This is a genomic window from Haladaptatus sp. CMSO5 (assembly GCF_036689885.1).
Taxonomy (GTDB): domain Archaea; phylum Halobacteriota; class Halobacteria; order Halobacteriales; family Halococcaceae; genus QDMS2.
Window position 1 is genome coordinate 2,573,479 of sequence record NZ_JBAHVW010000001.1, and the last position, 24,079, is coordinate 2,597,557.

Here is a 24,079-nt window from a genome sequence, read left to right on the forward strand (position 1 = left end):
TCCCGTGAGTTCGGCGGCGGACGAGCGGAGTTCGTAGTCGTCGTTCGCGTAGGACATGCTATGGTCGACACCGAACTCAATCGCGGCTTAGAAGGAATCGCCGTCGCGGAGACACGACTGAGTTACATCGACGGGGAGGCGGGGACGCTCATCATCGGCGGGTTTCCCGTCTCCGAACTGGCGGCCAACGCAACGTTCGAGGAGAGCGTCTTCCTCCTGTTGAACGACCGGCTGCCAACCGCAGACGAACTCGTGGCGTTTCGCACCTCACTCGCGAGCAGCCGGGAACTCACAGACGAGACGCGAGCCGTGCTCAAACGCGCCGCATCGGAGGGTGTCGACCCGATGGACGCCCTTCGGATGGGTGTCGCGGCCGCAAATCTCGGGGCGGAAATGGCGTCAGCCCAACAGGCAGTCAAGCGAACCATCGCGGTGTTTCCGACAGTTGTGGCCGCCTACTGGCGCTACCGACAGGGTGAAGCCCCGGTATCGCCGCGAGACGACCTGCGACACGCCGCGAACTACCACAACATGCTAACCGGGACGGAACCGAGCGACGCGGCGACCGCGGGGCTCGAAACCTACCTGAATACAGTCATCGACCACGGGTTGAACGCGTCTACGTTCAGCGCCCGCGTCGTCGTCTCCACCGAGTCGGACGTCGTGTCGGCGGCGACGGCGGCGGTAGGGTCGATCAAAGGGCCACTCCACGGCGGCGCGCCCGGTCCCGTCCTCGAAATGCTCATGGAGGTACACGAGTCGGGCGATGCGGAGGGGTACGTTCGCCGGAAACTCGCGGCGGGCGAGCGGCTGATGGGATTCGGTCACCGGGTGTACCGGGTTCGAGACCCCCGCGCTGCGGTGTTGTCTGCGGCCGCCGAACGTTTCTACGAAGCCGGTGGCGACGCAGACTTTTTCGAGACCGTGAGCGCGTTCGAAGCGACGGCGGTGGAGCTGCTCGCAGCACAAAAGCCAGACCGGCGGCTCGATACGAACGTCGAGTACTACACCGCTGCCCTCCTGTTCGGCGTCGGCATTCCTCGCGACCTCTTCACGACGACGTTCGCCGTGGCGCGTGTCGGTGGATGGATGGCACACTGCCTCGAACAGGCCGCCGATAACCGAATCATCCGCCCGCGCAGTCGCTACGTCGGCGCAACCGACAGGACGTGGACCCCCATCGACGACCGATAGGTGTCCCGTTCACTCAGTCGAGAAAAAAGCGGTGGACGGCCACCGCGCGGTGAGACAGCTTATTCGACGAGAACGCCGTTGACCTGTCCGTCCTGACCGGGACGGGAGGTGACGCGGACGACGCCCTCGTTCGTGGTGAGGAGTGCGCCCTTCGTGATGATGTTCCGGCGGGCGTAGTTCGGGTTCGAGTTGTTCTCTTTTACGCCCTCAATCGTCGCCGTGACGGACGTGCCGTCGCCCTTGGCGATGGTCACGGAGTCCGTGGAGATGGCGCGGAGCTTTTTCGTGTTGCCGCGGCCTTCGACGACGCGGAACTTCGCGTCACCGACGTGCGTTTCGGTTGGTTGACGGCCGAGTTCGTGCTTCTTTTTGTTGCGAAGCGAACGGCGTCGCCCACCCGTGCGTTTGCGCATGGAGCGTCCCTGGTCTTTCATACCCCATCAAAGGCAAACGGACTACTTGAATCGCACGACTCGTACCGCTCTCCTCCCGCTCCGCTCGCCACAGGCCCCAAACACGGAGACACCGGCACACTTACGCCGGCACAGAAAATCAATGGAGACGATGAGTATTCGGGTCGCCGCCGCCGCACCGTTTCGCACGAAAGGCAAGCGAAAACTCGCAGAAAGCGAGTTCGTCGTTGCCCTCTCGCTCGACCGCGACTGGTTTTCTCCAGACCAAGCGAAACGACTCGTCGATATCGCCGTGAGCCAAGGCCTGCTCCGACGCGAAGACGACGCGCTGCACTGCGCGTTCGACCCCGACGACGTGACCATCCCCGATGATTTTTCGCCCGACGCAAGCCTGCTCAACGAGCGCTCGACGTTCGAGAAAATCTTAGACCGCCTCATCGCCGACGGCCACAGCAAACAGGAGGCCGTCGCGGGCGTAAACGAACTCCAGCGCGGCCTCGGGGTGACCATTGAGGCGGCGGCGGTCCTCTACGCCCACCGGCGGGGGGTCGCCGTGGGCGACGAAGCCGCGGCGGCGCTGGCCGAACTCTGAAGCCATAAACCACCGCGCGCCAAAGCAGGGGTATGGTCACAAAACGCGAGACAGACGGCGTCCGCCTCGCGCAGCTGCTCGCTTCTGAACTCGATGGTTTCAAAGACGGGCCGCTTGGCCCGCTTTCCGTGACGAACGCAGTCGATGCAGACGGGTTGCGGCCGGTCGAAGCCGTCGCCCGCGCCTACGATGTTGCACACGATGGTGAGCGTATCGCTCGTGTGTTTGTTCACGCCGACCGTGCCCACGTCGAGTTCGACGTGAGCCTCGACGACGTCGCAGAAACAGCCGAGAAAACGGGCCTCCGAACCCGGCCGAAGGCGAGCGACCCGCCGAAGACACTCGTGTTCATCGAAGACGGCGCGCAAGTGAAGTGGATTCTCGACGTGTTCGTCGCCGCAACGTCGAATTAGAGCGTTTTCAGCACGTCTGGGAGCCGAGCGACCAGTTCATCTCGTGTGAGCACCGCGTCTGCGAGGGGAGAGGGGTCGTCGTCGGGGCCGATGACGTGGATGGCGTGCATGTTCATGTCCGTTGCCCCCCGGATGTCGAGGTCTGCGTGGTCACCGATGTAGACCGACTCTTCTGGTACCGTATCGAGTTCTGCGAGCAGCGACCTGAAGGCGCGGTGGTCGGGTTTCCCCGCCGGGAGCGAGCCGCTGATGAGGACGGTGTCAAAGAGGTCTTGCCAGCCGAGGCGTTCGAGTTTCGCCTGCTGGGCTTCGATGGGGCCGTCGGTGAGCAAACCGACACGATACTCGTTGCGGAGGTCGGTGACGAGTTGTGCTGCCCCCTCTAAGGCGATGAGCGAATTGTTAATGGCGTGTTGATACGCGTCAGAGAGTTCTGCAGGTGAGACGGGCGTTTCGTGGTCTTCGAGGAGGTCTTTGAAGATGGGTTCGCGCGTCTCGTTCGAGAGGTTGCGGCGGTGGGCGTCGAGGTAGGCCTGCCGGTCAAACAGTGGGGCATCGACGGCCTTTGAGGCCTCATGCAACAGCGTTTGACGGTCGCGTTCTGGGACGACGAGTGTATAGTCGAGGTCAAACCCGACCGCTCGTATCATGGTAGCTACAATGGGAGCCAGCTAATTGAATCTGCCGTGCACAGGCGCGAAATACCGACAGACGTGACGGTCTGGCGACCTGATTTTGGAGCGACCACATCCGACAGAATAGTTAGGATACCCCAGAGAGTGACAGGTATGCCAGCAGCGTTCTTCGACTGGGTTGCCCGCAATATCGAACGGAAAGAGAGCGTCGTCTGTGTCGGCCTCGACGCCGACGCAGACCGCATTCCTGCACACTTACAGGAGTACGACCTGCCGCGCTGGGCGTTCAACCGCCGCATCATCGACGCCACCCACGAACACGCCGTCGCGTACAAACCAAACGCCGCCTTCTACGAAGACCGCGACGGGTGGCTCGCGCTCAGAGAAACCATCGCGTACGCACACGGGAAAGACGTGCCCGTCATCTTAGACGCCAAACGCGGCGACATTGGCAACACGGCGCGCAAGTACGCGAAACTCCTCGACGACGCAGACGCCATCACAGTGAATCCGTACATGGGCCGCGACACGCTCGAACCGTTCCTCTCACAGGAAGAAAAAGGTGTGTTCGTCCTTTGTCGCACGTCGAATCCGGGTGGTGCAGACCTCCAAGACCTCACGCTCGAATCCGGCGAAAAGCTGTACGAACGGGTGGCCGCGCTCGCAGACCTCTGGAACGGTAACGGCAACGTCGGTCTCGTAGTGGGCGCGACGACGACCGAAGAACTCGAAACCGTCCGCGAACAGGTACCAGACATTCCGTTTTTGGTTCCGGGCATCGGCGCACAGGGCGGCGACGCGGAGGCTGCAGTCGAGTTCGGCCTCGCAAACGGTGTGGGGCTCGTCAACTCCTCGCGGGGCATCATCTTCGCGGGCGAAGGCGAGCAGTTCGACAAGGCCGCAGGTGAGGCGGCAAAGCGGCTGAAAAAGCGACTGAACCAGTACCGCGACTAGCTGCGGAAGGTATCGACGCCATCGGGGAATTCGTCGCGATCTGTGTCTGGAGGTTTCTCTGTTGTCCCGCGAACTTCGGTGGCGCACTCCGTACAGTATCCTAACTCCTTGGCGTAGTGCGTGGCACAGACAAGCTTCCCACAGCGGTCACAGTCGTCTGTAATCTCGCGGGTCCCACAGATTTGGCAGGTGCCGGAGACGGACATGTGTCACCGTAGCACAGGAACCCACTTGAGGGTGCTGGGCGAGAAGTTTAGGGTCGTGTGGGTCAAAGCCACACGCGTGAACCAGTCGCGGCTCCTCCTCTCGCTGACCGCCGTGTTCGCGGGCATGACAGTGCTGTTTCTCGTCTTGAGTTTCGTCTTCACGCCCGCGATGCTCGTGGCGACGGCGCTGTTCGGCGCGACGACGTACGCTCTCTGGTTTCATGCGACGGGAAAGCTCCAACAGCAAGTTTATCGACAAGCACGCACCGCGCGCAGGCCACCACGGCAAGAACGCGGTGGGTTCGGCGCGGGACCGCGCCAGCAGTGGCGTGGGCCGCGCCAAGAACGACGCCAACGGCAGGTTCGGCAGCCGTCTCGGCCCAATCAGTCGGTGACGGAGGCCTACCAGATACTCGGCCTCACTCCCGATGCGGACGCAGACGCGGTCAGGAAAGCCTATCGGAAACGTGTCAAAGAGACACATCCCGACACCGAGCGCGGAAGTGAAGAAGCGTTCAAACGCGTGACGGCAGCTTATGAACGCATCTCTAATCGGTGAAATTAAAAACAATCCGCCATTACCAATTAATATGTATAAATTTCGGAGAATGAATAGTTATTTAGTAACTGCAGTTGAGTGACAGATATGGCATCTCGACGAAATTTTCTGAAAGCGAGCGGGGCGACATTCGCACTTGCGTCTCTCGGTTCTCTTGCTGGATGTACGCAACTTGAAACCATCACTGGCCCGAGCGCACCGGCGTATTCGAGCTGGCTGTACGACCCGGAAACGGTGCTCAACGTGGACAACCACCTCTTTGCATCGGTTAACATCCAGAGCTACTACGAGCACGAAGACCAACTGCCAGAAGAGCTGTTCGACTCGCTCGACCAACTCGACGAAGAGATTGATTCCGTCGAGTTAGACGAACTCCAACACATGACGATGCTCGCCTACGGTGAGACCGACTTCAGCCGTGCGGGAATGTCGTGGGTCGTCTCGGGGTCGTTCGACAGCAAGGAGATTAGCGAAGAAATCGAGAACGAACTCGAAAAGAGCCAGAGCGGCGAGAACGTAGAGAAAGGCGAGTACGAGGGGTACACGCTCTACAGCATCGAACAACCCTACGGCTACAGCATGTCGGGTGAATCTGACTCCACGATGTCCATGACCTTCGCCATCGGGGACGAAAACGCGCTACTTGGCATGGTCGTGGACGCAGACGCGAGAGCGAAAGCGGCCGTCGAACAGATGATTGAGTCTGATGCGGGCACCGTCGAACGCTACTACGACACCAACGAAAATGCGAAGACGATGATGCAGGAACTCGGGGACGCCACGGTGGCGATGGGCCTGAACCTCGAAGTCAGCATCCTGAAAGACTGGGTGCCAGACGAGGAGACCGAGATAAAAGCCGTCCTCGACGACTTGGAGGCGATGGGCATGGGCGCGACCATCAACGGGGAGACGACGGAGAACAAAATCATCCTCGTCTACGAGGACGAAGACGCCGCGAGCGCGGAGAACGTCGAAGCGCTCATCGAACGCCTCAAAGAGGAATCCGAGGAGTTCGAAGAGAACACCACAGAGATTACCGTGAGCGCGGACGGGCGCGCCGTCGTCGTCACCTCTGAAGTCGATACCGACGAACTCTGGAGCGATTATCAGGACAGCAGCGGTGGTCTGATGGGCACCGGTACTGGGAGTTCCTCTACCAGTTTCTCCAGTGACGCAAGCGCCGAAGCACCGCAGGTGTCGCTCAGCTTCGAGCAGAACACCGACGGCACGGTCACCATCACCCACCGAGGCGGCGACCACGTCACCGACACGCTCTACATCGAGTACGTGGACGACGAAGGCTACGACCAGTTCGAGTTCTGGGTGCCAGAAGGCGGCGCAATCGCCGCGGGCGACTCCTACACGACGACGTACGCCCTGAGTGCGGACACCCGACTCTCCGTGCTCTGGACCGGGCCAAACGGCAGCAGCTTCGAGACGCTCGGCGCCTTCAGCGCGTACTAACCCGGTCACAGTTTTTCAAAGCGGAACGCAATAAGTCCCGGAGCACGGATACGACGTATGGTTCCGCCGCTCGTCCTCGACATCGACGGCACGTTGAGTCGCGCAGACCGTTCTCTCGACGAACGGGTGTTTCCCGTCATTCGAAACTGGGAGGCGCCCGTCGTTATCGCCACCGGAAAGGCCCTTCCCTACCCGGTCGGCCTCTGTGATTTCATCGGCATCCCGATTCGCGTCATCGCAGAAAACGGCGGCGTCGTTACCGTAGACGACCAGATAGACTACCTCGGTGACCGTGCAGGCGCACAGGCGGTCGCGGACGAGTACGTCGAAGCGGGTTACGACCTTGGCTGGGGTGAGGCTGACTTCGTGAACCGCTGGCGCGAGACGGAAGTCGCGGTGTCGCTCGACTCTCCGAAAGAGCCGCTCTACGAAATCGCCGAACGCCACGGCCTCGAAGTGGTTGACACGGGCTTTGCCTACCACGTCAAAGACACGGCCATGAGCAAGGGAAAGGCGCTCACAGTCGCCGCGAATCACCTCGATATCTCCCCCGAAGCGTTCGTCGCGCTCGGTGACTCAGAGAACGACGTGTCCACGTTTTCGGTCGTCGGGCGGTCGTTTGCAATGGCGAACGCGGACGAAAAAGCGAAGCAGGCGGCCGATTCCGTGACTGAAGGGTCCTACGGCGACGGCTTCTTAGAGGCGATAGACCAGATTACTGGGTAGCGGTTTGCGTGTCAATTGATAACACACCTGACAACACTTTTCTTCGGTGGTGAACTATGAAGAACCATGAGCCCCGACCGGGCTATCCTCGAGAAAGCGCTCCAACGCGGCGAACAAGAGGATGGTAACGTCGAGTTCAAAGAACGGCTCAGCAAGGACCTGCATCTGGCAGGTGGCCGGCTCGAAAGCCTCGCGGCGCAACTGCGCCACCGCGTTCTCTCCGGAGACGGCGAGGCACTGTACGTCGTTGGTGTCACCGACGACGGCGGGCTGGCGGGCCTCGAACCCGACGCATTTGCGGAATCGATGGACGTCCTCTCATTTCTCGCAGACGAAGCCAGTGCCCACATCGAAGCGGTACAGACGTGGGGCATAAACGACGGCATCGTCGGCGTCGCCACCATCAGAGAGGGTGGCGTCCTCGAAACCGACGACGAACACATCGTGGTGGGCACCGCGGGCCACGTAGACCACGGCAAGAGCACGCTCGTTGGCTCGCTCGTCACCGGGCAGGCAGACAACGGCGAAGGCGGGACGCGAACCTATCTCGACGTGCAACCCCACGAGGTCGAACGCGGCCTCTCGGCTGACCTTTCGTATGGGGTGTACGGCTTCACCGAGGAGGGGCCACTGCGCATGCACAACCCCTTCCGGAAAGAAGAGCGCGCCCACATCGTCGAGCAGGCAGACCGCCTCGTTTCGTTCGTCGATACCGTTGGTCACGAGCCGTGGCTACGGACGACGATTCGCGGGCTGGTTGGCCAGAAACTCGACTATGGCCTGCTCGTCGTCGCCGCAGACGACGGCCCGACCAAGACGACGAAAGAGCACCTCGGCGTGTTGCTCGCGATGGACCTGCCGACCATCGTCGCCATCACAAAAATCGATGCCGTCACCGAAGACCGCGTCGTGGCGGTCGAACACGAAATAGAGCGCATGCTTCGGCTGGCCGGAAAGACGCCGCTCTCGATTGCCCGCCACGGCGTCGATGCGGCAATCGAGGAGATTAGCCCGCGGGTCATCCCCATCCTCCGGACGAGTTCGGTCACGATGGAGGGCCTCGACGTGCTCGACACCTTCTTCGAGCGCCTTCCGAAAACCGCCTACGGTGAAGGCGACTTCTCGATGTACGTAGACCGCTCGTACAACGTCGTCGGGGTCGGCCCCGTCGCCTCGGGCACCATCCGGTCTGGAACGGTCGATGCGGGCGACGAACTCCTGCTCGGGCCGATGCAAGACGGCACCTTCCGCGAAGTCGAGGTGCGCTCTATCGAGATGCACTACCATCGCGTCGACCACGCGAAGGCGGGGCGCATCGTCGGCATCGCACTCAAAGGCGTCAAAGAAGGTGACATCCAGCGCGGGATGGTGCTCGTGCGCCGCGACGCAGAACCCACCGCCGTCCGCGAGTTCGAAGCCGACGTGATGGTTCTCAATCACCCGACTCGCATCGGCAACGGCTACGAACCGGTCATTCACTTAGAGACCATCAGTGAAACGGTGCGATTCACCCCGAACGAGGGGCAACTGCTCCCCGGCGACACCGGGCGCACCCGCGTCCGCTTCAAGTTCCGCCCCTACCACGTCGAAGTCGGTCAGCGATTCGTCTTCCGTGAGGGGCGAAGCAAGGGCGTTGGCACGGTCACCGACGTTGTCGAATAGTCACTGACTGTCGTCGAGTTCCTCTCGAAGAAGTGTCCGGTGACACCGCTTTTTTGCCGTGTTCTCGAAGCAGACGAGCGCGATGTTCTCACCCGATTCAAGCCGGGAGCGCAGCTCCTGCATCGCAGCCGATGGCTCGTCGGTCGTCAAGTACTCTCGGTATCGTGACTCAAACGCACACGCCTCCCACGCGGCGTTGTGCGCTTCCTCGTCACAAAACCCCTGTAGCTTCAAGTCCTCCTGTCGTGTTTTGGTTTCAGAGAGGAGGGCTGTGGGTGGGCCGAGGGCAGGGACGTTCTCATCGACTGCACCTGAGAACCACCGAGTTGGCTTGCGGACGACGCCGACGAGCGTGGTGGACGCCGGTAACTCTACGAGGTCGTGTTGGATGGCGGCGAGGTACGTATCGGAAAGCGTTCCCTCGGATGTCATGGGGTGACTTTTCACGGTGTGAAGCGAAAGGTTTGATGCTTATTCCGTCCGCAGATACATCCCCTTCGACGCCGGGGCCGTGTGCGCGAAGCCCCACCGCTCGTAAAAGCCGTCTACGTCGGCCATGAGATTCACATAGGCGAGCGGCGGGGCCGTCTCCTCGATGTAGTCCATGAGCGCGTCCATGATGCGCGTGCCGATACCCTGTCCTTGAAACTCGGGGCGGACGGCCATGTCGCAGATGTGGTAGACCGAGCCATCATCGCCGACGATGCGACCCATGCCAACCACATCACCGGTCTGGTCGTGAACCGCAAGGACGCCAAACACCGAATTCGGCAGACCCTGTTCGACGGCCTCCCGCGAGCGCGGAGCCATTCCGGCAGCCTCACGAAGGGCGAGAAACAGGGCTGCGGTCGGCACCTGGTTTTCAATAGATATCGTCGCGGTCATCTCAGGCCGACCACGGCTTGTCGAGGAGGTCGTGAAGTGTCTCGACGGTGTAGTCTGGCTGGTGTTTGTCCGGAGTTGCGCCGGTGTGGTCTGGCACCCACACCGCGCCGACACCGGCGGCTTGTGCCCCCGGTACGTCTGCTTCGAGGGAGTTGCCGACGTGCACCGCTTGGTCTGGCGCAGAATCGAGTGCGTCGAGTGCGAGATGGAAGGGGTCCGGTGCGGGTTTCGCCGGGCCGTCGTAGCCGGCGTGGACGACCACGTCGAAGTGGTCGCGGATGCCGAGACTGTCGAGTTTCGGCGCTTGCATCTCGGGGCTTCCGTTGGTCACAATGCCGAGGTGATGGTCCGAAAGTGCCGCCAAGGCCTCTTTCGCACCGGGGAGGAACTTTACGTCGCCGTGGTCGCGCTCTGCGGCGAACGCCTCGGCGACTGTTCTGCCCACGGACGCGTCGTAGCCGCCGTCGGTTGCAAGCGCGGCGAAACAGTTCGCGCGCAGTTCGTCGATGGTGTCCGCATCGGTGAACTCGTGAAAGCGCGCGAAGTAGTCGCGCACGGTGAAAAACGGCTCGACGCCGGTGACTTCGAACGAGTAATCGAGGATGTCTGTGGCGGGGCGGCGGTAGGTACAGAGGGTGTCGTCAATGTCGAAAAGAATCGTATCGACAGCGGTCATTATCCGAGCAAACGCGCCCAACGGACAAAAGGCTCAGGCTCGGTAGCCGTCGCCAGTTCGGTCTACGAGGTTCAACAGCACCGCCCACTCGAGCAGCCGATGGACGCGCTCTGTCCAGATGTCCTCCCACGTCTCGGGGTTGCGGTGGCGCTCCCAGTTCGGGACGTGGTCCTCGAAGCGCTCGAAAACCTCGGCTGACGTGAGCGGTTCGTCTGCGGCCTCGAGGAGGGTGAGGAGGTCGTCCGCGCCGAAGACGCGTTCGCGGAACGCGGCGGCGAGGTCTGCGGTATCGTACTCTTTCCGGATGCGCGAAAAGCCGGAGTCGCCCTCGGTTGCGAGGCCGAGCGCCTGCAGAAAGGTGAGCCACTCGCGGGCTTGGTCGCGGGCAGGCACGTTCGCCTTCGCCATCATCCGCGCACAGCAGTCGTCCACAGAGCCGGCGACGAGCGGGACGGCGCGGTGGGCTGTCTCGATGTACTCGAGCGACTCGGGCGGGGTGGGGACGACTTTGAACTTCACAGTTCGAAACTCTCCGCGAGTAGGTCTTCGTGGGTGTCACCGAACACGTGGGTTGGCCCGCCGACCACGTCGATGGTGACCTGTGCCGGGGCGAACAGCGTTTCTGGAATATCGTAGAACTCCCAGTCAACCGACTCGAAAATCTCGGCGAACGGCGTGCCGAAGTCGTCGGTCGCCGTCGAGACGACTTCGTCGAAGCGGTCGAATTCGTCTTCGACCACGAGGTGTACCCGGCCGCCGTAGGCGAGCGCGTCGTTGGTGCGGGCGATGGCGGCTTCCTCGCTTCCCGCGACTGGCGCGACGGGCGCGCTTGCGCTCACCGAGAGCACCGAGAGTGGGTCGTAGCCGAGTTCCGAGAGTCGGAAGACGGCGAGTTCTGCGGCGCGGGCGGCGATGGTGACGCTTCCCGTGATGCTTGCTGTCGAAAAAGCGGGGAGGAAAACGGCGTTTGGCGACACGTCGGTGAGCTCTGCGACGTGTTCTGCGACGGCTTCGGTGGGAAGACTCTCCGATTCGACGGCGAGGGTGGCGAAGTCGAAGTCGTCTTTGTAGCCAACGCGGTCGAACTCAGACTCCTCTGCGACGAGCGCGCGTGCCGGGCCGCTGCCGAGGCCTTCGAAGTCATCGACAGTGAGTTCCCAGCCAGCTTTTTGCGAGCACAGCAGGGCAAAGGCGGGGTGGTCGGTGGACAGTTCGACATGGGGCATCGGCGCGCCAGCGACCTCATCCATGCGCGTCTGGATGGTGGCAAGCCCGGCTGTTTGGATTTCTGCGAGCAACAGTCCGGCCTCGATGCCGCCGAGCGCTTCGACGCCGAAGTCGAGGACGGTCGCTTCGTTGTCCAGGGCGAACGCCTCGATTGCGAGTTCGTCGGCGAAGTCGAGCGCTTCATCGACGAGTTCGAGCGTCATCCGGTTGAGACTCTCCATGTCCACGGATTGCAGGCCGCCGGATAAACCGTTTTTCAGTTCGAGACTACCGGTTGCTTCGCGCTTCGTGGCCGAGGACGCGTTCGACGGCCTCGACCTTCTCGCGGGCGGTCTGCGTTTTCGTCCGCTTGTCGTCGATTTTGAGGAACGTGCTCACGCGGTCGCCGTCTACGGCTTCGTGGGCGGCTTGCACCGCGGCGAACAGTTCGTTGATGTCGTCGGTTTCGATGACGGTTCCCATCGGGTTCGTTTCGTATTCGACGGCGAAGTCATCGAGCGCGGCGACGGCCTTTGCCACTTCGCCTGCCATGCTGCCTTCGCGGACAGGTGCAACGCTGAGGAGTGCGACGACGGTCATGGCAGAGAGCGCACCCGCCAGCCGCAAAACCGTTGTCCTCGCCATCGTGTTTTTCCGGGATGGTGACGTGATAGGTGTATGAACGCGCGCCTCGACCGGCCGGTCACCGTGGCCCGCGCCGTCGTCCACGAGATTCGGACGGAGAACATCACGTTCATGGCAGGCTCGATTGCCTACCACGCTTTCGTGTCGCTGTTGCCGCTCCTCTTGCTCGTCACCGCCGTCATCTCGACGGTCGGAAACCAAACCTTACAGGAAGGATTCAGCCGCCTGATGCAGGCCGTCCTGACCGAAGATGCGGGTGATATTCTCATCACCGAACTCCAGACCGGCGGGAGTTCGGCGGGGCTGTCCATAATCGGTATTGTCGTACTCATCTGGGGGACGCTCCGCATCTTCCGCGGCCTCGACACGGCCTTTTCGGACATCTACGAAACCGAAGCCGAGAACACGTTCTTCGACTCGCTCGGCGACGGCCTCATCGTGCTCGTTGCAGTGGCCGTTGCGCTGCTCGTGGGTGGCTGGGTCGAGACGAGCCTTCCCGCGTTCGGGTCGCCCGCTGTTCGCTGGCTTGTCCAGCGTGCCATCCTCGTGGTGGGCCTCTCACTCGCCTTCTTCCCCATGTACTACATCTTCCCCGATACGGACGTGTCGGTGCGCGAAGTGCTCCCCGGCGTCGGGTTCGCCGCCGTGGGCCTCGTCATTTTTGAGTCGCTGTTTCGCCTCTACACCAGCGGCAACGAGAGCAGCGTCATCGGCGGCATCATCATCCTCCTGACGTGGCTCTACTTCAGCGGCCTCGTCATCCTCGTCGGCGCAGCCATCAACGCCGTCCTCTCGAATCGGAGCAAAGATGTGAACATCGAACCCGTCATCGGCGGCGTGCGCCCCGTCGAGAAACAGACAGACATCGACCGCACCCACCTGACCGAACGGCTCACCGAACTCGAAACCCTCCTCAAACGCGAGGACATAGACGAGTTAATCGTCACCGCAGACGGGACGAAAATCACCCTTCCACGCCCGCTCAACGTGAACGCGGACACGACAACGTCACCGCTCCATATCGGCGACGGAACCGTCGGCTTCGAGATTCGCTGGTCGCCACGAGAAGACGAGTGATTCGTGACAGATAGCCAGTAGTATTTTATCTGCCTAGTCCTTGCCGACGGATATACAGAAATGATACTACAGGTAGGGGTTCCAACGACCGTAGAGGGAATTATCGCCGCGTACGCAGGCCTGCTTGGCAAGGTTGCAGCCTTCATCCTTGCCTTCGTCGTCGTTTACCTCATCGGGCGCGTCATCCTCGCGCCACTCGCCAGCCGCGCCATGGACAGGCGCGGGTTCGACGAAACGATTGCAAACCTCGCAGAGAAGGTGGTCGGCGTACTCACCTTCTTTTTCGCGCTCGCGGTTGCGTTCACCGTCGCGGGGTTCGGTGCGTTCCTTGCCGCCTTTGCAACCCTCGGCGGCGCACTGGCCCTCGCATTTGGCTTCGCCGCCCAAGACCTGCTCAGCAACTTCGTCGCCGGGCTGTTCATCCTCAAAGACAAGCCGTTCGAAATCGGTGATTGGATCGAGTGGGACGGCTATGCCGGGCGCGTCCAAGACATCGACCTCCGGGTCACTCGCGTCAAGACGTTCGACAACCAGCTCATCACCGTCCCGAACGCAGACCTCGCGAACAACCCGCTCATCAACCCCGTCGCCTTCGACACGCTCCGCCAGAAGTTCGTCTTCGGCATCGGCTACGACGACGACATTAATCAGGCGACGGACATCATCGTCGAAGAAGCAGAGAAACACGCAGACATTCTGGACGACCCACCCACGTCGGTGCGCGTCACCGAACTCGGCGACAGCGCCGTCGGCCTCCAGTCACGGTTCTGGATAAAGGACCCTAACCGCGCCGACTTCGTACGCACGCGGTCTGAATATGTCCAAGCCGTCAAAGAGCGCTTCGACGCAGAAGGCATCGACATGCCGTACCCGTACCGCCAACTCACCGGCGGCGTCACCGTTGATGGCGTGCCACAGGAAGTCGCACTCGAAGCGGACGACGATTGAGGACCGGTGGTTTCACGTTTGATACATTAGTTTCGCACGCGGACGGCCACGCACGCGTGCGAGTGGAAATAGTGTCACCCGGATAACTTCTTAGTGCCACACGTTCAACGAGGAGTATGGACTGGCTCACTGCGGGGAATGGCGCGGTACTCCGCATTGGCCTGTATCTGCTCATCTTCTGGCCAACCGTGGGCTACTACGTCTATAGTGAGTCGACGCGTCGTGAACTGTCGAACCCGAAAGTGAGAGGAGTTGTGTACGGGTTTTTCGGGATACTCGGCGTCATCGTGTTTCTGGTGCAGTATGGGGCGAAAGAGCGGAGTGAGTGAAAGCTGTGCTTTCACGAACGTCGGCGAGAAGTGGAATGGAGACGACCAGCTGGGATTTGAACCGAGCCGAGACGGTCGCCTCATTTCACTCGGCGCTGCGACTCGTCGGGTTCAAAATCCCAGTGTACCGCACACACCCTCGAACGACGTGTGAGCGACGCAAGCGTCGCTCACGGATTTGTTCTCGGTAGAAGTGCGCTGACTGGGAGTGAGCAATTCCTTCGGAATTGCGAGCCTTGGAGAGCCTCCGGCTCTCCTGCGTTTGAACCACCTGAACTTCGTTCGCTTCGCTCACTCGTTCCGTGCTTCAAATCCCAGTATAACGAGCCTCTCAAATTCAGTTGTAGCGACGCGATAAAACGCGTCGCTGAAATATTTGAATTTGAAAAAGTGCGCTGACTGGGATTTGAACCCAGGTTGTGACCATGGCAAGGTCACGTGATACCACTACACTATCAGCGCGTGCCTGTTTCGGCGTTCGACTGCATTCGAATAGAGGTGGAGGATGGAATAAAAGAGTTGCGAATCAGGGGCGAAAATCGTGTGAGGGCGGGGCGAACCAAACTGTGCCAAAACTCACGGAAACGTGAGTGTCAGGCCCTCACACGCCCGCAGACGAAGCGAGGGCTTTTTAACACCGGATACGGTACAATCGCCACAGTCTAGTGTCGAGGCGCGAATGCGGACAGTATGACTGTCAGCATCCTCGTCCCCTCGTCTCTCGTCAGAGAGGCCGAGGACAAACGCGAGGCAACTCGAAAAATCGGCTACGTCGCCCGCGCGGCTACCGTGTTCAACGTGGACCGCGTGACCATCTTCCCCGACGAAGCAGGGGAGAATCGATGGGGAGGCGACTTCGTCGAGACCGTACTCCGGTACGCTGCGACGCCCCCCTATCTCCGCAAGGAGGCGTGGGGCAAGCGCGACGAGTTGCAGTATGCGGGCATTCTCCCCCCGCTTCGCACCGCGACACAGACCGGCTCCGAATCAGACGATTCGGAGTCGATAAGACAGGGAATCGTGACCGAGGTCGGACCTGACGGGCGCGTTCGGGTCAATTGCGGCTTGCAACACCCGATCTCCCTCATCGTGCCTCCATCTTTGGAGACGCCCGATGTGGGGGAGCGCGTGACCATCAGGATCTCTTCGCGACGTCCGGTCCGTGCGAAAATCGTGGACGAAACCCCTCCCGGGTTTGCCGTCTCTCGCATGGACCTCCCAGAAGCACTCGGCCGTGAGGACGCCGGACTCTGCATTGCAACCTCGCGCCACGGGGAAGAACTCTCCGTGGGGCGACTCGGAGTCCTGGCCGGACGCCTCCAAACCGATGGAGCGACCATCGTGTTCGGAGCGCCCGATAGAGGGCTTGTGGAAATCTTCGGCGTTGAGGAAGCTGAGATCGCCGCTCACCGGAGCGGGATCTGGGACACAGACGCGGACTCTCCGCGTGTCGAATCAGGCGCACCCAGCCGGTTCGACCTTTGGCTCAATGCGATCCCGAATCAAGGCAGTAAGACCGTGCGAACGGAAGAAGCTCTGTTCGCCGTGCTTGCCTGCCTGACACTCAAAGAGTGATACGATGCCACAACCAAGCAGACCACGCAAAGGTTCGCTGGGCTACGGGCCGCGAAAACGCGCGGCAAGTGAAGTCCCGCGGTTCGGCTCCTGGCCAGCAGACGACGGTCAGCCCGCACTGCAAGGCTTCGCAGGCTACAAGGCCGGCATGACCCACGTGGTGATGATTAACGACGAGGCAGAGTCGCCTCGAAATGGGATGGAAGAAACCGTCCCCGTCACCATCGTGGAAACGCCGCCAATGCGCGCCGTCGCGCTCCGTGCCTACGAACAAACGCCGTATGGAAAGCGTCCGCTGACGGAGGTCTGGACCGATGAGTTCCACCCGGAACTCTCCCGTGTCCTTGACGTCCCAGGCGAGCAAGATGAAAGCGCCAAAGAAGAGCTGCAGGAAGCCCTCGATGCCGGAAACGTCGCGGACCTGCGTGTCATCACGCACACCGTTCCGTCCGACATCAACGGCGTCCCCAAAAAGCGCCCTGACGTGATGGAATCCCGCATCGGCGGCGGTTCCATCGAAGAGCGCGCCGAGTACGGACTCGAACTCATCGCAGAAGGCGGCGTCCACGAGATGTCCGACGTCTTCCGCGCCGGTGAGTACCTCGACGTTGGCGGGATCACCAAGGGGAAAGGTACCCAAGGGCCCGTCAAGCGCTGGGGCGTCCAGAAACGCAAGGGCAAGCACGCCCGCCAGGGATGGCGGCGTCGCATTGGTAACCTCGGCCCATGGAACCCGAGCCGCGTTCGCTCGACCGTTCCACAGCAAGGCCAGATGGGCTACCACCAGCGCACCGAGCTGAACAAGCGTCTCATCGCCCTCGGCGATGGCGACGATGCCAGCGTCGATGGCGGCTTCGTCGGCTACGGCGAAGTCAACGGCCAGTACGCGCTCGTCAAAGGCTCGCTTCCGGGCCCAGACAAGCGCCTCCTGCGCTTTAGACCAGCCGTCCGACCGAACGACCAACCGCGCCTCGACCCTGAGGTGCGCTACGTCTCCACCGCATCGAACCAAGGATAATGAAGGCAACAATTCGCAGTCTGGACGGCTCTGAGGCCGGTTCGCTTGACCTTCCTGAGGTGTTCGAGACGGAGTTCCGTCCCGACCTCATCAAGCGCGCTGTCCTCGCCGCTCAGGCAAACCGGAAACAGGACTACGGTTCCGACCGATACGCCGGGCTCCGAACGCCCGCGGAATCGATGGGTAGTGGCCGTGGTATGGCTCACGTCCCACGCCAGAACGGCGTCGGGCGTCGCGTTCCACAGGCCGTCGGTGGTCGCCCAGCGCACCCACCGAAACCCGAAAAGGACCGCTCGCTCAACATCAACGACAAAGAGCGCCAACTCGCCGTCCGCAGCGCAATCGCCGCGACGGTTGACGCAGAACTCGTGGCCGAGCGCGGTCACCAGTTCGACGAGGATGTCGCGCTCCCGCTCGTCGTCTCTGACGAGTTCGAAGACCTGCTCAAGACGAAGGAAGTCGTCTCACTGCTCGAGGCACTCGGCGTCGACGCCGACATCGAGCGCGCAGAGAACCGCAAGGTTCGCGCAGGCAAAGGGAAGATGCGCGGTCGCAAGTACCGCCGTCCAACGTCCATCCTCTTCGTCACCGCAGGCGAGCCGTCGAAGGCCGCCCGCAATCTCGCAGGCGCAGACGTCGCAACCGCGGCGAACGTGTCCGCAGAGGACTTAGCGCCCGGCACGCAGGCCGGTCGCCTCACCATCTGGACGGAAAGCGCCATCGAGGAGGTCGCAAACCGATGAGCCTCATCAAGTACCCGTACGTGACTGAGAAGGCGATGAACGCCATGGACTTCGACAACAAGCTCCAGTTCATCGTGGACTTAGACGCGAACAAGGACGAGATCAAAGCAGAGATTTCAGAGCGCTTCGACGTGTCCGTCACCTCCGTCAACACGCAGGTGACCCCGAAGGGCACGAAGAAAGCGACGGTGTCGCTGTCTGACGACGACGACGCCCAAGAAGTCGCCTCACGAATTGGGGTGTTCTAACCATGGGACGCAGAATTCTTGGCCAACGTCGCGGTCGCGGGACGCCCACGTTCCGGGCACCATCGCACCGATACAAAGCAGAGCTCTCTCACCGTAAAACCGAGGACAAAGACGTCATCTCCGGCACGGTCGTCGACATCGAGCACGACCCAGCACGGAGTGCGCCGGTCGCCGCCGTCGAATTCGAAGACGGTGACCAGCGTCTCATCCTCGTCGCAGAAGGCGTCGGTGTGGGCGACACCGTTCAAGTCGGCATCACCGCCGAAATCAAGCCCGGCAACACGCTCCCGCTCGCCGAAGTCCCTGAGGGGATTCCGGTGTGCAACGTAGAGCGCCAGCCCGGCGACGGTGGCAAGTTCGCTCGCGCCTCTGGTGTGAGCGCGCTGCTCATCACCCACAACCGCCAGAACGCAGTCGTGAAACTGCCAAGTGGCGAAATCAAGCGGCTTGACCCACAGTGTCGCGCCACGATTGGCGTGGTCGCTGGTGGTGGCCGCACCGAGAAACCGGTCGTCAAAGCCGGGAAGAAGTACCACAAGATGAAGGCACGCGGGTCGAAGTGGCCACGCGTCCGTGGTGTTGCGATGAACGCCGTCGACCACCCATTCGGTGGCGGTGGCCGCCAGCACCCAGGACGGCCAAAGTCCGTCTCGCGTAACGCACCACCGGGCCGCAAGGTCGGTGACATCGCGTCCAAACGCACTGGCAGAAAGCGAGGTTCCAAATGAGTTCTGACTACCGTACCGGCCGTGAGGGTGAGTTCACCTACCGCGGTCACACGCTCGAAGAGCTGCAGGACATGGAGCTCGACGAAGTTGCGGAACTGCTCCCCGCACGGATGCGGCGAAGTATCAAACGCGGCCTGTCCATCGAGCAGGAGAAGCTCATGGAAAAGGCAGCTAACCGAGACGCGCAAGAGTCGGCCAACAACCCGATTCGCACGCACCTGCGCAACATGCCTGTCCTCCCCGAGTTCGTCAACAAGACGTTCTCGGTCTACACGGGACAGTCGTTCGAGCGCGTGCGCATTGAGCCGGAAATGATCGGCCACTATCTGGGCGAGTTCCAGCTCACGCGCAAGTCGGTTACCCACGGACAGGCTGGTATCGGGGCAACCCGTTCCTCGAAGTTCGTGCCCCTCAAGTAAACCATGGGAATCAGCTACAGCGTGGACGCAGACCCGGACACCACGGCGAAAGCGATGCTTCGGGAGCGTCACATGAGTCACAAGCACAGCAAGGAGATTGCCCGCGAAATCAAGGGCATGACCGTCGGCGCAGCCATCGAGTACCTCGAAGAGGTCGTCGAAGGCAAGCGCTCGGTGCCGTTTAAGTCCCACAACTCGGGCGTCGGCCACCGGTCGGACATCGACGGTTGGGACGCAGGTCGCTACCCAGAGAAGGCCTCGAAGGCCTTCCTCGACCTGCTCGAAAACGTCTCCGCGAACGCAGGCAACCAGGGCTTCGACGGCGAGACGATGGAGATCATCCACATCGCCGCCCACAAGGTTGGCGAAGTGCCCGGCCGCAAACCGCGTGCCATGGGCCGCGCCACCGCGTGGAACACCCCACAGGTTGACGTCGAAATCATCGTCGAGGAGGTTGAAAACTGATGGCAGACGAACACCAATTCATCGAAGACGGTCTCCAGCGTACCGCCATCGACGAGTTCTTCGGCGAAGAGCTCGCTCGCGCAGGCTACGGCGGCATGGAAGTCGCCAAGACGCCGATGGGCACCCAGATCATCCTCAAGGCTGAGAAGCCCGGGATGGTCATCGGGAAAGGCGGGAAGAACATCCGTAAGGTCACCCGCCAGCTCGAAGACCGCTTCAACTTAGACGACCCACAGATCGACGTTCAGGAAGTCGAAGAACCAGACCTGAACGCCCAAATCGTCGCAGACCGCCTCGCCAACGCGCTCGAACGTGGTTGGTACTTCCGGAAAGCCGGTCACACGACCATCGACCGCATCATGGACGCAGGCGCACTCGGCGCAGAAATCGTCCTCTCCGGGAAGGTCACCGGCGCACGCTCACGCGTGGAGAAGTTCAACCGTGGCTACATCAAGCACAACGGTGAACCCGCAGAAGCAATCGTCGACGAGGGTCAGGGCGTCGCCGTCATGAAACTCGGCACGATTGGCGTCACGGTGAAGATCATCCCACCAGAGGCCCGACTGCCAGACGACTTCAAAATCTACGACGACGTGGATGTCGAAGACGCACCTGAAGTCGAGTCTGACGACGACGGCGTCGAAGACCTGCTCGCAGAGTCCGAGGAGGACGAGCAAGCAGAACTCGAAGACGAAGCAGAGACGCCTGCGGAGGCCGCCGAGGTCGCCGAGGAAGAAATCGTCGAAGAGAATGTCGAAGCCGAAGAAGGCGCTGCCCCGACCTCGCCAGACGGTGAGGACGCGGACGCCGAAGAAGAGCTCGACGAACTCGACGAAGCCGTCGAAGAGGAAGCAGAAGAACTGCTCTCTGAGATGGAAGACGATGACGAAGAGGAGGACGAGGAATAATGGCGATTCTCTACACGGACGAGATTCGCGACATGACGCCCGCAGAGCGCGAGGCGGAACTCGAAGAACTCGAAACCGAACTACTGAACGACCGCGCAATCCAGGCCGCCGGTGGCGCGCCTGAAAACCCCGGTCGAACTTCAGAACTTCGCCGAACCATCGCCCGAATCAAGACGATTCAGGCGGAGGAAGGCGACGCAGACGAGGAATAAGGAATGCTGACCCCCGAGACACTCCCACGACACGAACTCATCGGCCTGCACGTGCGGGTCGCTGCTGCCCCAAACCCCGACGTAGTCGGGATAGCGGGGCGTGTGGTGGGCGAAACCACCCAGATGCTCAGCATCGACGTGGGGTCTCGGACGAAGCACGTGCCAAAGCAGGCCTCGACACTCGAGTTTGGACCCATAGATGAAGCTGCGGCCGACCGCAAGGAGGCCGGGACTGCATTCAAACCAGCCGGCGAGAATGTGGCCTACGTTACGGTGGATGGGGACCGACTGCTCTCACACCCTGCTCTTCGCACAGAAACTACAGGAGATTCCAAATGGCGTTAGGACTGAACGTACCAGAACCGGAGGCCACTTGCGCCGACGAGAACTGCCCGTTCCACGGCTCGCTTGCCGTACGCGGACAGCTGCTCGAAGGCAAAGTCGCCTCGACGGATATGGAGAAAACCGTGATCGTCGAACGAGAGTACGACGTGAAAGTACCAAAGTACGACCGGTACATGAAACGACGCTCTCGCATCCCGGCCCACGCACCAGAGTGCCTGGGTCTGGAAGTCGGTGACACGGTTCGTATAGCAGAGACACGACCGCTTTCGAAGACGAAAGCACACGTCGTGGTCGAAACAACAGGAGGCGATGCCTGATGAAAGCTCTCAAGGCAGACATCACGCAAGGACTCGAGAAGGGTTCGATTATCACGTGTGCCGACAACACCGGCGCACGCGAACTCAAAGTCATCAGCGTGTCCGGCTACTCGGGCACCATCAACCGCCACCCCAAAGCGGGGCTCGCGGACAAGGTGACCGTCTCCGTGACGAAGGGGACCCCGGAAATGCGCCGGCAGGTCCTCGAGGCCGTCATTATCCGCCAGCGGAAACCGATTCGCCGCCCAGACGGGCAGCGCGTCAAGTTCCAGGATAATGCCGCCGTCATCGTTGATGAGAACGAAGACCCACGCGGGACCGAGATTAAAGGTCCAATCGGGCGTGAGGTCGCCGAACGCTTCGGAAGCATCGCTTCCACAGCTACGATGATAGTATGACTCGACAACCAACCAAACAGCGTAACCAGACCGAGCGCGCACCGCTGCACAAGCGTCAGCGCCAGGTTCGTGCCACGCTCTCGGACGACCTCCGCGAGCAATACGGCAAGCGAAACGTCCGCGTGAACGTGAGCGACACCGTCGAGGTTATGCGCGGCGACTTCGCAGGCGTTGAAGGCGAAGTCATGGAAGTTGACCTCAAAAAGACCGTCATCTACGTCGAGGGCGTAACCCTCGAAAAGGCAGACGGCGAAGAGGTCCCCCGTGCACTCGACACCAGCAACGTCCGCGTGACCGAGCTGAACCTGGAAGACGACGTCCGCGAGGCGCGCCTGGAGGAAGACAATGAGTAATCACCAGAAGCGACTCTCAGTGCCAAAATCCTGGCCGGTCGAGCGTAAGACCGCCACCTTCACCGTGAAAGCGGGCGCAGGCCCCCACGGCGAAGAGGGTGTGCCGCTGCTCATCATCCTTCGCGACGTTCTCGGCTACGTCGATTCGAAGAAAGAAGCACGCTACGCGCTCAACCAGGGAACGGTACTGGTCAATGGCAAGCAAGTAACCGACGAGCGTCGCCCAATCGGTATGTTCGACATCCTGTCGTTCACCGAGCGCGACGAATACTACCGCGTCTTCCCCGACCAGGGAGGTCGCCTCGCACTCTCCGCGATTCCCGAGGAGTCTGCCGGCTCGAAGCTCGGCAAAATCACGGGCAAGCGCAACGTGCAGGGTGGCAAGACGCAGCTGTCACTTCACAACGGCCAGACGCTCCTCTTCGACGAGGACCCCGGCTACACCCGCGGCGACTCGCTCGTCGTGGACAGTGACGCAGCAGTCGTCGCCCACTTCGTCTACGAAGAGGGTGCACTCGTGACGGCAATCAAGGGCCAGCACGCTGGCGAAATCGGAACCATCGAGGAGATCCATATTTCCCCATCGTCTGCGCCGAACCGTATCGTCGTCGACCAAGAAGACGGCTCCTTCGAAACAATCGAAGACTACGTCGTCGTTATCGACGAGAACTTCACCGGAGGTGACGACGAATGAGCGAGGCTGATTTCCACGCAATGCGACAGCCACGCGTCGAAAAAGTCGTCGTCCACATGGGTGTCGGCCGCGGTGGGCGCGAGCTCGCCAACGCAGAGGACATCCTAGAAAGCGTGACCGGCCAGCAGAGCGTTCGAACGCTCGCAAAGCGCACGGTTCCGGACTTCGGCATCCGCGAGGGTGACCCAATCGGTGCCAAAGTGACGCTCCGCCACGAGGACGCCGCAGAGTTCCTCGAGACGGCACTCACGCTCGTCGATCTCAAACCGAAGCAGTTCGACGACAACGGCAACTTCAGCTTCGGCGTTCCGGAACACACGGAATTCCCGAGCCAGGAGTACGACCCGAACATCGGGATTTACGGGCTTGACGTGACCGTCAACCTCGTTCGTCCCGGCTACCGTGTCGCAAAGCGCGACAAGGTCAACCGACAGATTCCGTCGGCCCACAAGCTGACGGTCGAGGACGCAATCGCGTACCTTGAATCGACGTATGACGTGGAGGTGAACAAATGAGCGAGGAACTCGGCGAGCACGCCACGAAGCGAACGGGCCAGCTCCAACAGTGCCAGCGATGCGGTCGCAAACAAGGCCTTGTTGGCAAGTACGACATCTGGCTCTGCCGGCAGTGCTTCCGTGAGATTGCCCGAAGCATGGGCTTCAAGAAATATAAGTAACATGGCAGATAACGACCCACTCAGCAGCGCACTCTCCGGCATCGACAACGCCGAGAGCGTCGGTCATCTGACCCAGACAGTTGAGCCCGCCTCGAATATCATCGGCAGCGTGCTTGAGGTCTTCTACGACCGCGGGTACATCAACGGCTTCGAGTTCGTCGAAGACGGCAAAGCCGGTCGATTCGAGGTTGAACTAAAAGGCGCGATCAACGAATGTGGTTCGGTCAAGCCCCGCTACTCGGCGGGTGCAGACGACTTCGAGCGATGGGAGAAACGGTTCCTCCCAGCCCGTGACTACGGGACGCTTGTCGTGACTACCAGCCACGGGATCATGAGCCACTACGAGGCCCGCGAAGCGGGCATCGGTGGCCAAATAATCGCGTACGTGTACTGAAC

37 protein-coding genes and 1 tRNA gene are annotated in these 24,079 nt (G+C 61.4%); 28 read left to right on the top strand and 10 right to left on the bottom strand.

What is annotated here, in order from left to right:
* Positions 1-60: 60 nt before the first annotated feature.
* Entirely contained in the window at positions 61-1,194 is a 1,134-nt protein-coding gene (locus tag V5N12_RS13700) for a citrate synthase (protein ID WP_332899728.1), read from the top strand.
* A gap of 59 nt (positions 1,195-1,253) precedes the next feature.
* On the opposite strand, the gene V5N12_RS13705 is transcribed toward V5N12_RS13700, so the two are convergent.
* Positions 1,254-1,628 (bottom strand): 30S ribosomal protein S8e, encoded by a 375-nt coding sequence (locus tag V5N12_RS13705; RefSeq protein ID WP_332899729.1) that lies wholly within the window; start codon positions 1,626-1,628, stop codon positions 1,254-1,256.
* 130 nt (positions 1,629-1,758) lie between these two features.
* Here V5N12_RS13705 and V5N12_RS13710 point away from each other — a divergent pair, with 130 nt between their 5' ends.
* Positions 1,759-2,199 (top strand): DUF2240 family protein, encoded by a 441-nt coding sequence (locus V5N12_RS13710; RefSeq protein WP_332899730.1) that lies wholly within the window; start codon positions 1,759-1,761, stop codon positions 2,197-2,199.
* Positions 2,200-2,231: 32 nt separating this feature from the next.
* Positions 2,232-2,612 carry a hypothetical protein gene (locus V5N12_RS13715; protein WP_332899731.1) on the top strand — a complete coding sequence of 127 codons (381 nt, stop codon included), beginning with the start codon at positions 2,232-2,234 and terminating at the stop codon, positions 2,610-2,612.
* On the opposite strand, the gene V5N12_RS13720 is transcribed toward V5N12_RS13715, so the two are convergent.
* Entirely contained in the window at positions 2,609-3,262 is a 654-nt protein-coding gene (locus V5N12_RS13720; RefSeq protein ID WP_332899732.1) for an HAD family hydrolase, read from the bottom strand. The genes V5N12_RS13715 and V5N12_RS13720 overlap by 4 nt on opposite strands.
* Before the next feature lie 138 nt (positions 3,263-3,400).
* Between V5N12_RS13720 and pyrF the strand changes: the two genes are divergently transcribed.
* Positions 3,401-4,201 carry an orotidine-5'-phosphate decarboxylase gene (gene pyrF / locus V5N12_RS13725; RefSeq protein WP_332899733.1) on the top strand — a complete coding sequence of 267 codons (801 nt, stop codon included), beginning with the start codon at positions 3,401-3,403 and terminating at the stop codon, positions 4,199-4,201.
* Here pyrF and V5N12_RS13730 read toward each other — a convergent pair.
* Entirely contained in the window at positions 4,198-4,407 is a 210-nt protein-coding gene (locus V5N12_RS13730) for a hypothetical protein (RefSeq protein ID WP_332899734.1), read from the bottom strand. The genes pyrF and V5N12_RS13730 overlap by 4 nt on opposite strands.
* A 76-nt stretch (positions 4,408-4,483) precedes the next feature.
* Here V5N12_RS13730 and V5N12_RS13735 point away from each other — a divergent pair, with 76 nt between their 5' ends.
* From V5N12_RS13735 to V5N12_RS13750, 4 genes are all read left to right on the top strand, one after another.
* Positions 4,484-4,966: a J domain-containing protein gene (locus V5N12_RS13735; protein ID WP_332899735.1), complete on the top strand. Its 483-nt coding sequence runs from the start codon at positions 4,484-4,486 to the stop codon at positions 4,964-4,966.
* An 87-nt stretch (positions 4,967-5,053) separates the two neighbouring features.
* Positions 5,054-6,430 carry a twin-arginine translocation signal domain-containing protein gene (locus V5N12_RS13740; RefSeq protein ID WP_332899736.1) on the top strand — a complete coding sequence of 459 codons (1,377 nt, stop codon included), beginning with the start codon at positions 5,054-5,056 and terminating at the stop codon, positions 6,428-6,430.
* 57 nt (positions 6,431-6,487) lie between these two features.
* Entirely contained in the window at positions 6,488-7,156 is a 669-nt protein-coding gene (locus V5N12_RS13745; RefSeq protein WP_332899737.1) for a phosphoglycolate phosphatase, read from the top strand.
* A gap of 66 nt (positions 7,157-7,222) precedes the next feature.
* Complete coding sequence (locus tag V5N12_RS13750; protein WP_332899738.1) at positions 7,223-8,818, top strand: GTPBP1 family GTP-binding protein; 1,596 nt, start codon at positions 7,223-7,225, stop codon at positions 8,816-8,818.
* On the opposite strand, the gene V5N12_RS13755 is transcribed toward V5N12_RS13750, so the two are convergent.
* Genes V5N12_RS13755 through V5N12_RS13780 form a run of 6 tightly spaced genes read right to left on the bottom strand, consistent with a single transcriptional unit; the run spans position 8,819 to position 12,185 of the window.
* The gene (locus V5N12_RS13755) at positions 8,819-9,250 is read right to left on the bottom strand and encodes a DUF488 family protein, N3 subclade (protein WP_332899739.1); all 432 of its coding nucleotides are present in this window, start codon (positions 9,248-9,250) and stop codon (positions 8,819-8,821) included.
* A gap of 39 nt (positions 9,251-9,289) precedes the next feature.
* Positions 9,290-9,703, bottom strand: a complete 414-nt coding sequence (locus tag V5N12_RS13760) for a GNAT family N-acetyltransferase (protein ID WP_332899740.1) — start codon at positions 9,701-9,703, stop codon at positions 9,290-9,292.
* Position 9,704: 1 nt separating this feature from the next.
* On the bottom strand, positions 9,705-10,379 hold the full coding sequence (locus tag V5N12_RS13765; protein ID WP_332899741.1) for an HAD family hydrolase: 675 nt from the start codon (positions 10,377-10,379) through the stop codon (positions 9,705-9,707).
* A gap of 33 nt (positions 10,380-10,412) precedes the next feature.
* Complete coding sequence (locus V5N12_RS13770) at positions 10,413-10,898, bottom strand: hypothetical protein (protein WP_332899742.1); 486 nt, start codon at positions 10,896-10,898, stop codon at positions 10,413-10,415.
* Positions 10,895-11,827, bottom strand: coding sequence for a methenyltetrahydromethanopterin cyclohydrolase (mch, locus tag V5N12_RS13775; protein ID WP_332899743.1), 933 nt, complete (start codon positions 11,825-11,827; stop codon positions 10,895-10,897). Before mch ends, V5N12_RS13770 begins: the two co-directional genes overlap by 4 nt.
* Before the next feature lie 46 nt (positions 11,828-11,873).
* Entirely contained in the window at positions 11,874-12,185 is a 312-nt protein-coding gene (locus tag V5N12_RS13780) for an MTH1187 family thiamine-binding protein (protein ID WP_332899744.1), read from the bottom strand.
* A gap of 78 nt (positions 12,186-12,263) precedes the next feature.
* On the opposite strand from V5N12_RS13780, the gene V5N12_RS13785 reads away from it, so the two are divergent.
* From V5N12_RS13785 to V5N12_RS13795, 3 genes are all read left to right on the top strand, one after another.
* Positions 12,264-13,307, top strand: coding sequence for a YihY/virulence factor BrkB family protein (locus tag V5N12_RS13785; protein ID WP_332899745.1), 1,044 nt, complete (start codon positions 12,264-12,266; stop codon positions 13,305-13,307).
* Positions 13,308-13,367: 60 nt separating this feature from the next.
* The gene (locus V5N12_RS13790) at positions 13,368-14,255 is read left to right on the top strand and encodes a mechanosensitive ion channel family protein (protein ID WP_332899746.1); all 888 of its coding nucleotides are present in this window, start codon (positions 13,368-13,370) and stop codon (positions 14,253-14,255) included.
* Between the two features lie 116 nt (positions 14,256-14,371).
* The gene (locus tag V5N12_RS13795; RefSeq protein WP_332899747.1) at positions 14,372-14,584 is read left to right on the top strand and encodes a hypothetical protein; all 213 of its coding nucleotides are present in this window, start codon (positions 14,372-14,374) and stop codon (positions 14,582-14,584) included.
* A 391-nt stretch (positions 14,585-14,975) separates the two neighbouring features.
* Here the strand turns inward: V5N12_RS13795 and V5N12_RS13800 are convergent.
* A tRNA-Gly gene (locus V5N12_RS13800) sits at positions 14,976-15,046 on the bottom strand.
* Between the two features lie 228 nt (positions 15,047-15,274).
* Here V5N12_RS13800 and V5N12_RS13805 point away from each other — a divergent pair.
* From V5N12_RS13805 to V5N12_RS13885, 17 genes are read left to right on the top strand one after another with little or no spacing between them, the layout of a single operon-like run.
* A complete protein-coding gene (locus tag V5N12_RS13805) occupies positions 15,275-16,159 on the top strand; it encodes an RNA methyltransferase (protein WP_332899748.1) in 885 nt (294 codons plus the stop codon).
* 4 nt (positions 16,160-16,163) lie between these two features.
* Positions 16,164-17,177 carry a 50S ribosomal protein L3 gene (locus tag V5N12_RS13810; protein ID WP_332899749.1) on the top strand — a complete coding sequence of 338 codons (1,014 nt, stop codon included), beginning with the start codon at positions 16,164-16,166 and terminating at the stop codon, positions 17,175-17,177.
* Complete coding sequence (gene rpl4p, locus V5N12_RS13815; protein WP_332899750.1) at positions 17,177-17,920, top strand: 50S ribosomal protein L4; 744 nt, start codon at positions 17,177-17,179, stop codon at positions 17,918-17,920. Before V5N12_RS13810 ends, rpl4p begins: the two co-directional genes overlap by 1 nt.
* Complete coding sequence (locus V5N12_RS13820) at positions 17,917-18,168, top strand: 50S ribosomal protein L23 (RefSeq protein WP_332899751.1); 252 nt, start codon at positions 17,917-17,919, stop codon at positions 18,166-18,168. Before rpl4p ends, V5N12_RS13820 begins: the two co-directional genes overlap by 4 nt.
* A 2-nt stretch (positions 18,169-18,170) precedes the next feature.
* Entirely contained in the window at positions 18,171-18,896 is a 726-nt protein-coding gene (locus V5N12_RS13825) for a 50S ribosomal protein L2 (RefSeq protein WP_332899752.1), read from the top strand.
* Complete coding sequence (locus tag V5N12_RS13830) at positions 18,893-19,315, top strand: 30S ribosomal protein S19 (protein WP_332899753.1); 423 nt, start codon at positions 18,893-18,895, stop codon at positions 19,313-19,315. Before V5N12_RS13825 ends, V5N12_RS13830 begins: the two co-directional genes overlap by 4 nt.
* Before the next feature lie 3 nt (positions 19,316-19,318).
* The gene (locus V5N12_RS13835) at positions 19,319-19,780 is read left to right on the top strand and encodes a 50S ribosomal protein L22 (protein ID WP_332899754.1); all 462 of its coding nucleotides are present in this window, start codon (positions 19,319-19,321) and stop codon (positions 19,778-19,780) included.
* Entirely contained in the window at positions 19,780-20,688 is a 909-nt protein-coding gene (locus V5N12_RS13840) for a 30S ribosomal protein S3 (protein WP_332899755.1), read from the top strand. The genes V5N12_RS13835 and V5N12_RS13840 overlap by 1 nt, the downstream gene beginning before the upstream one ends.
* Positions 20,688-20,900, top strand: a complete 213-nt coding sequence (rpmC, locus tag V5N12_RS13845; protein WP_332899756.1) for a 50S ribosomal protein L29 — start codon at positions 20,688-20,690, stop codon at positions 20,898-20,900. The genes V5N12_RS13840 and rpmC overlap by 1 nt, the downstream gene beginning before the upstream one ends.
* A gap of 3 nt (positions 20,901-20,903) precedes the next feature.
* Complete coding sequence (locus tag V5N12_RS13850; protein ID WP_332899757.1) at positions 20,904-21,245, top strand: ribonuclease P protein component 1; 342 nt, start codon at positions 20,904-20,906, stop codon at positions 21,243-21,245.
* Positions 21,236-21,562: a 30S ribosomal protein S17 gene (locus V5N12_RS13855; RefSeq protein ID WP_332899758.1), complete on the top strand. Its 327-nt coding sequence runs from the start codon at positions 21,236-21,238 to the stop codon at positions 21,560-21,562. Before V5N12_RS13850 ends, V5N12_RS13855 begins: the two co-directional genes overlap by 10 nt.
* On the top strand, positions 21,562-21,960 hold the full coding sequence (locus tag V5N12_RS13860; protein WP_332899759.1) for a 50S ribosomal protein L14: 399 nt from the start codon (positions 21,562-21,564) through the stop codon (positions 21,958-21,960). Before V5N12_RS13855 ends, V5N12_RS13860 begins: the two co-directional genes overlap by 1 nt.
* Positions 21,957-22,313, top strand: a complete 357-nt coding sequence (rplX, locus tag V5N12_RS13865) for a 50S ribosomal protein L24 (RefSeq protein WP_332899760.1) — start codon at positions 21,957-21,959, stop codon at positions 22,311-22,313. The genes V5N12_RS13860 and rplX overlap by 4 nt, the downstream gene beginning before the upstream one ends.
* Complete coding sequence (locus V5N12_RS13870) at positions 22,306-23,007, top strand: 30S ribosomal protein S4e (protein ID WP_332899761.1); 702 nt, start codon at positions 22,306-22,308, stop codon at positions 23,005-23,007. The genes rplX and V5N12_RS13870 overlap by 8 nt, the downstream gene beginning before the upstream one ends.
* Positions 23,004-23,522, top strand: a complete 519-nt coding sequence (locus V5N12_RS13875) for a 50S ribosomal protein L5 (RefSeq protein ID WP_332899762.1) — start codon at positions 23,004-23,006, stop codon at positions 23,520-23,522. The genes V5N12_RS13870 and V5N12_RS13875 overlap by 4 nt, the downstream gene beginning before the upstream one ends.
* Positions 23,519-23,683 carry a 30S ribosomal protein S14 gene (locus V5N12_RS13880; protein ID WP_332899763.1) on the top strand — a complete coding sequence of 55 codons (165 nt, stop codon included), beginning with the start codon at positions 23,519-23,521 and terminating at the stop codon, positions 23,681-23,683. The genes V5N12_RS13875 and V5N12_RS13880 overlap by 4 nt, the downstream gene beginning before the upstream one ends.
* Position 23,684: 1 nt before the next feature.
* Positions 23,685-24,077, top strand: coding sequence for a 30S ribosomal protein S8 (locus V5N12_RS13885; protein ID WP_332899764.1), 393 nt, complete (start codon positions 23,685-23,687; stop codon positions 24,075-24,077).
* Positions 24,078-24,079: the final 2 nt, after the last annotated feature.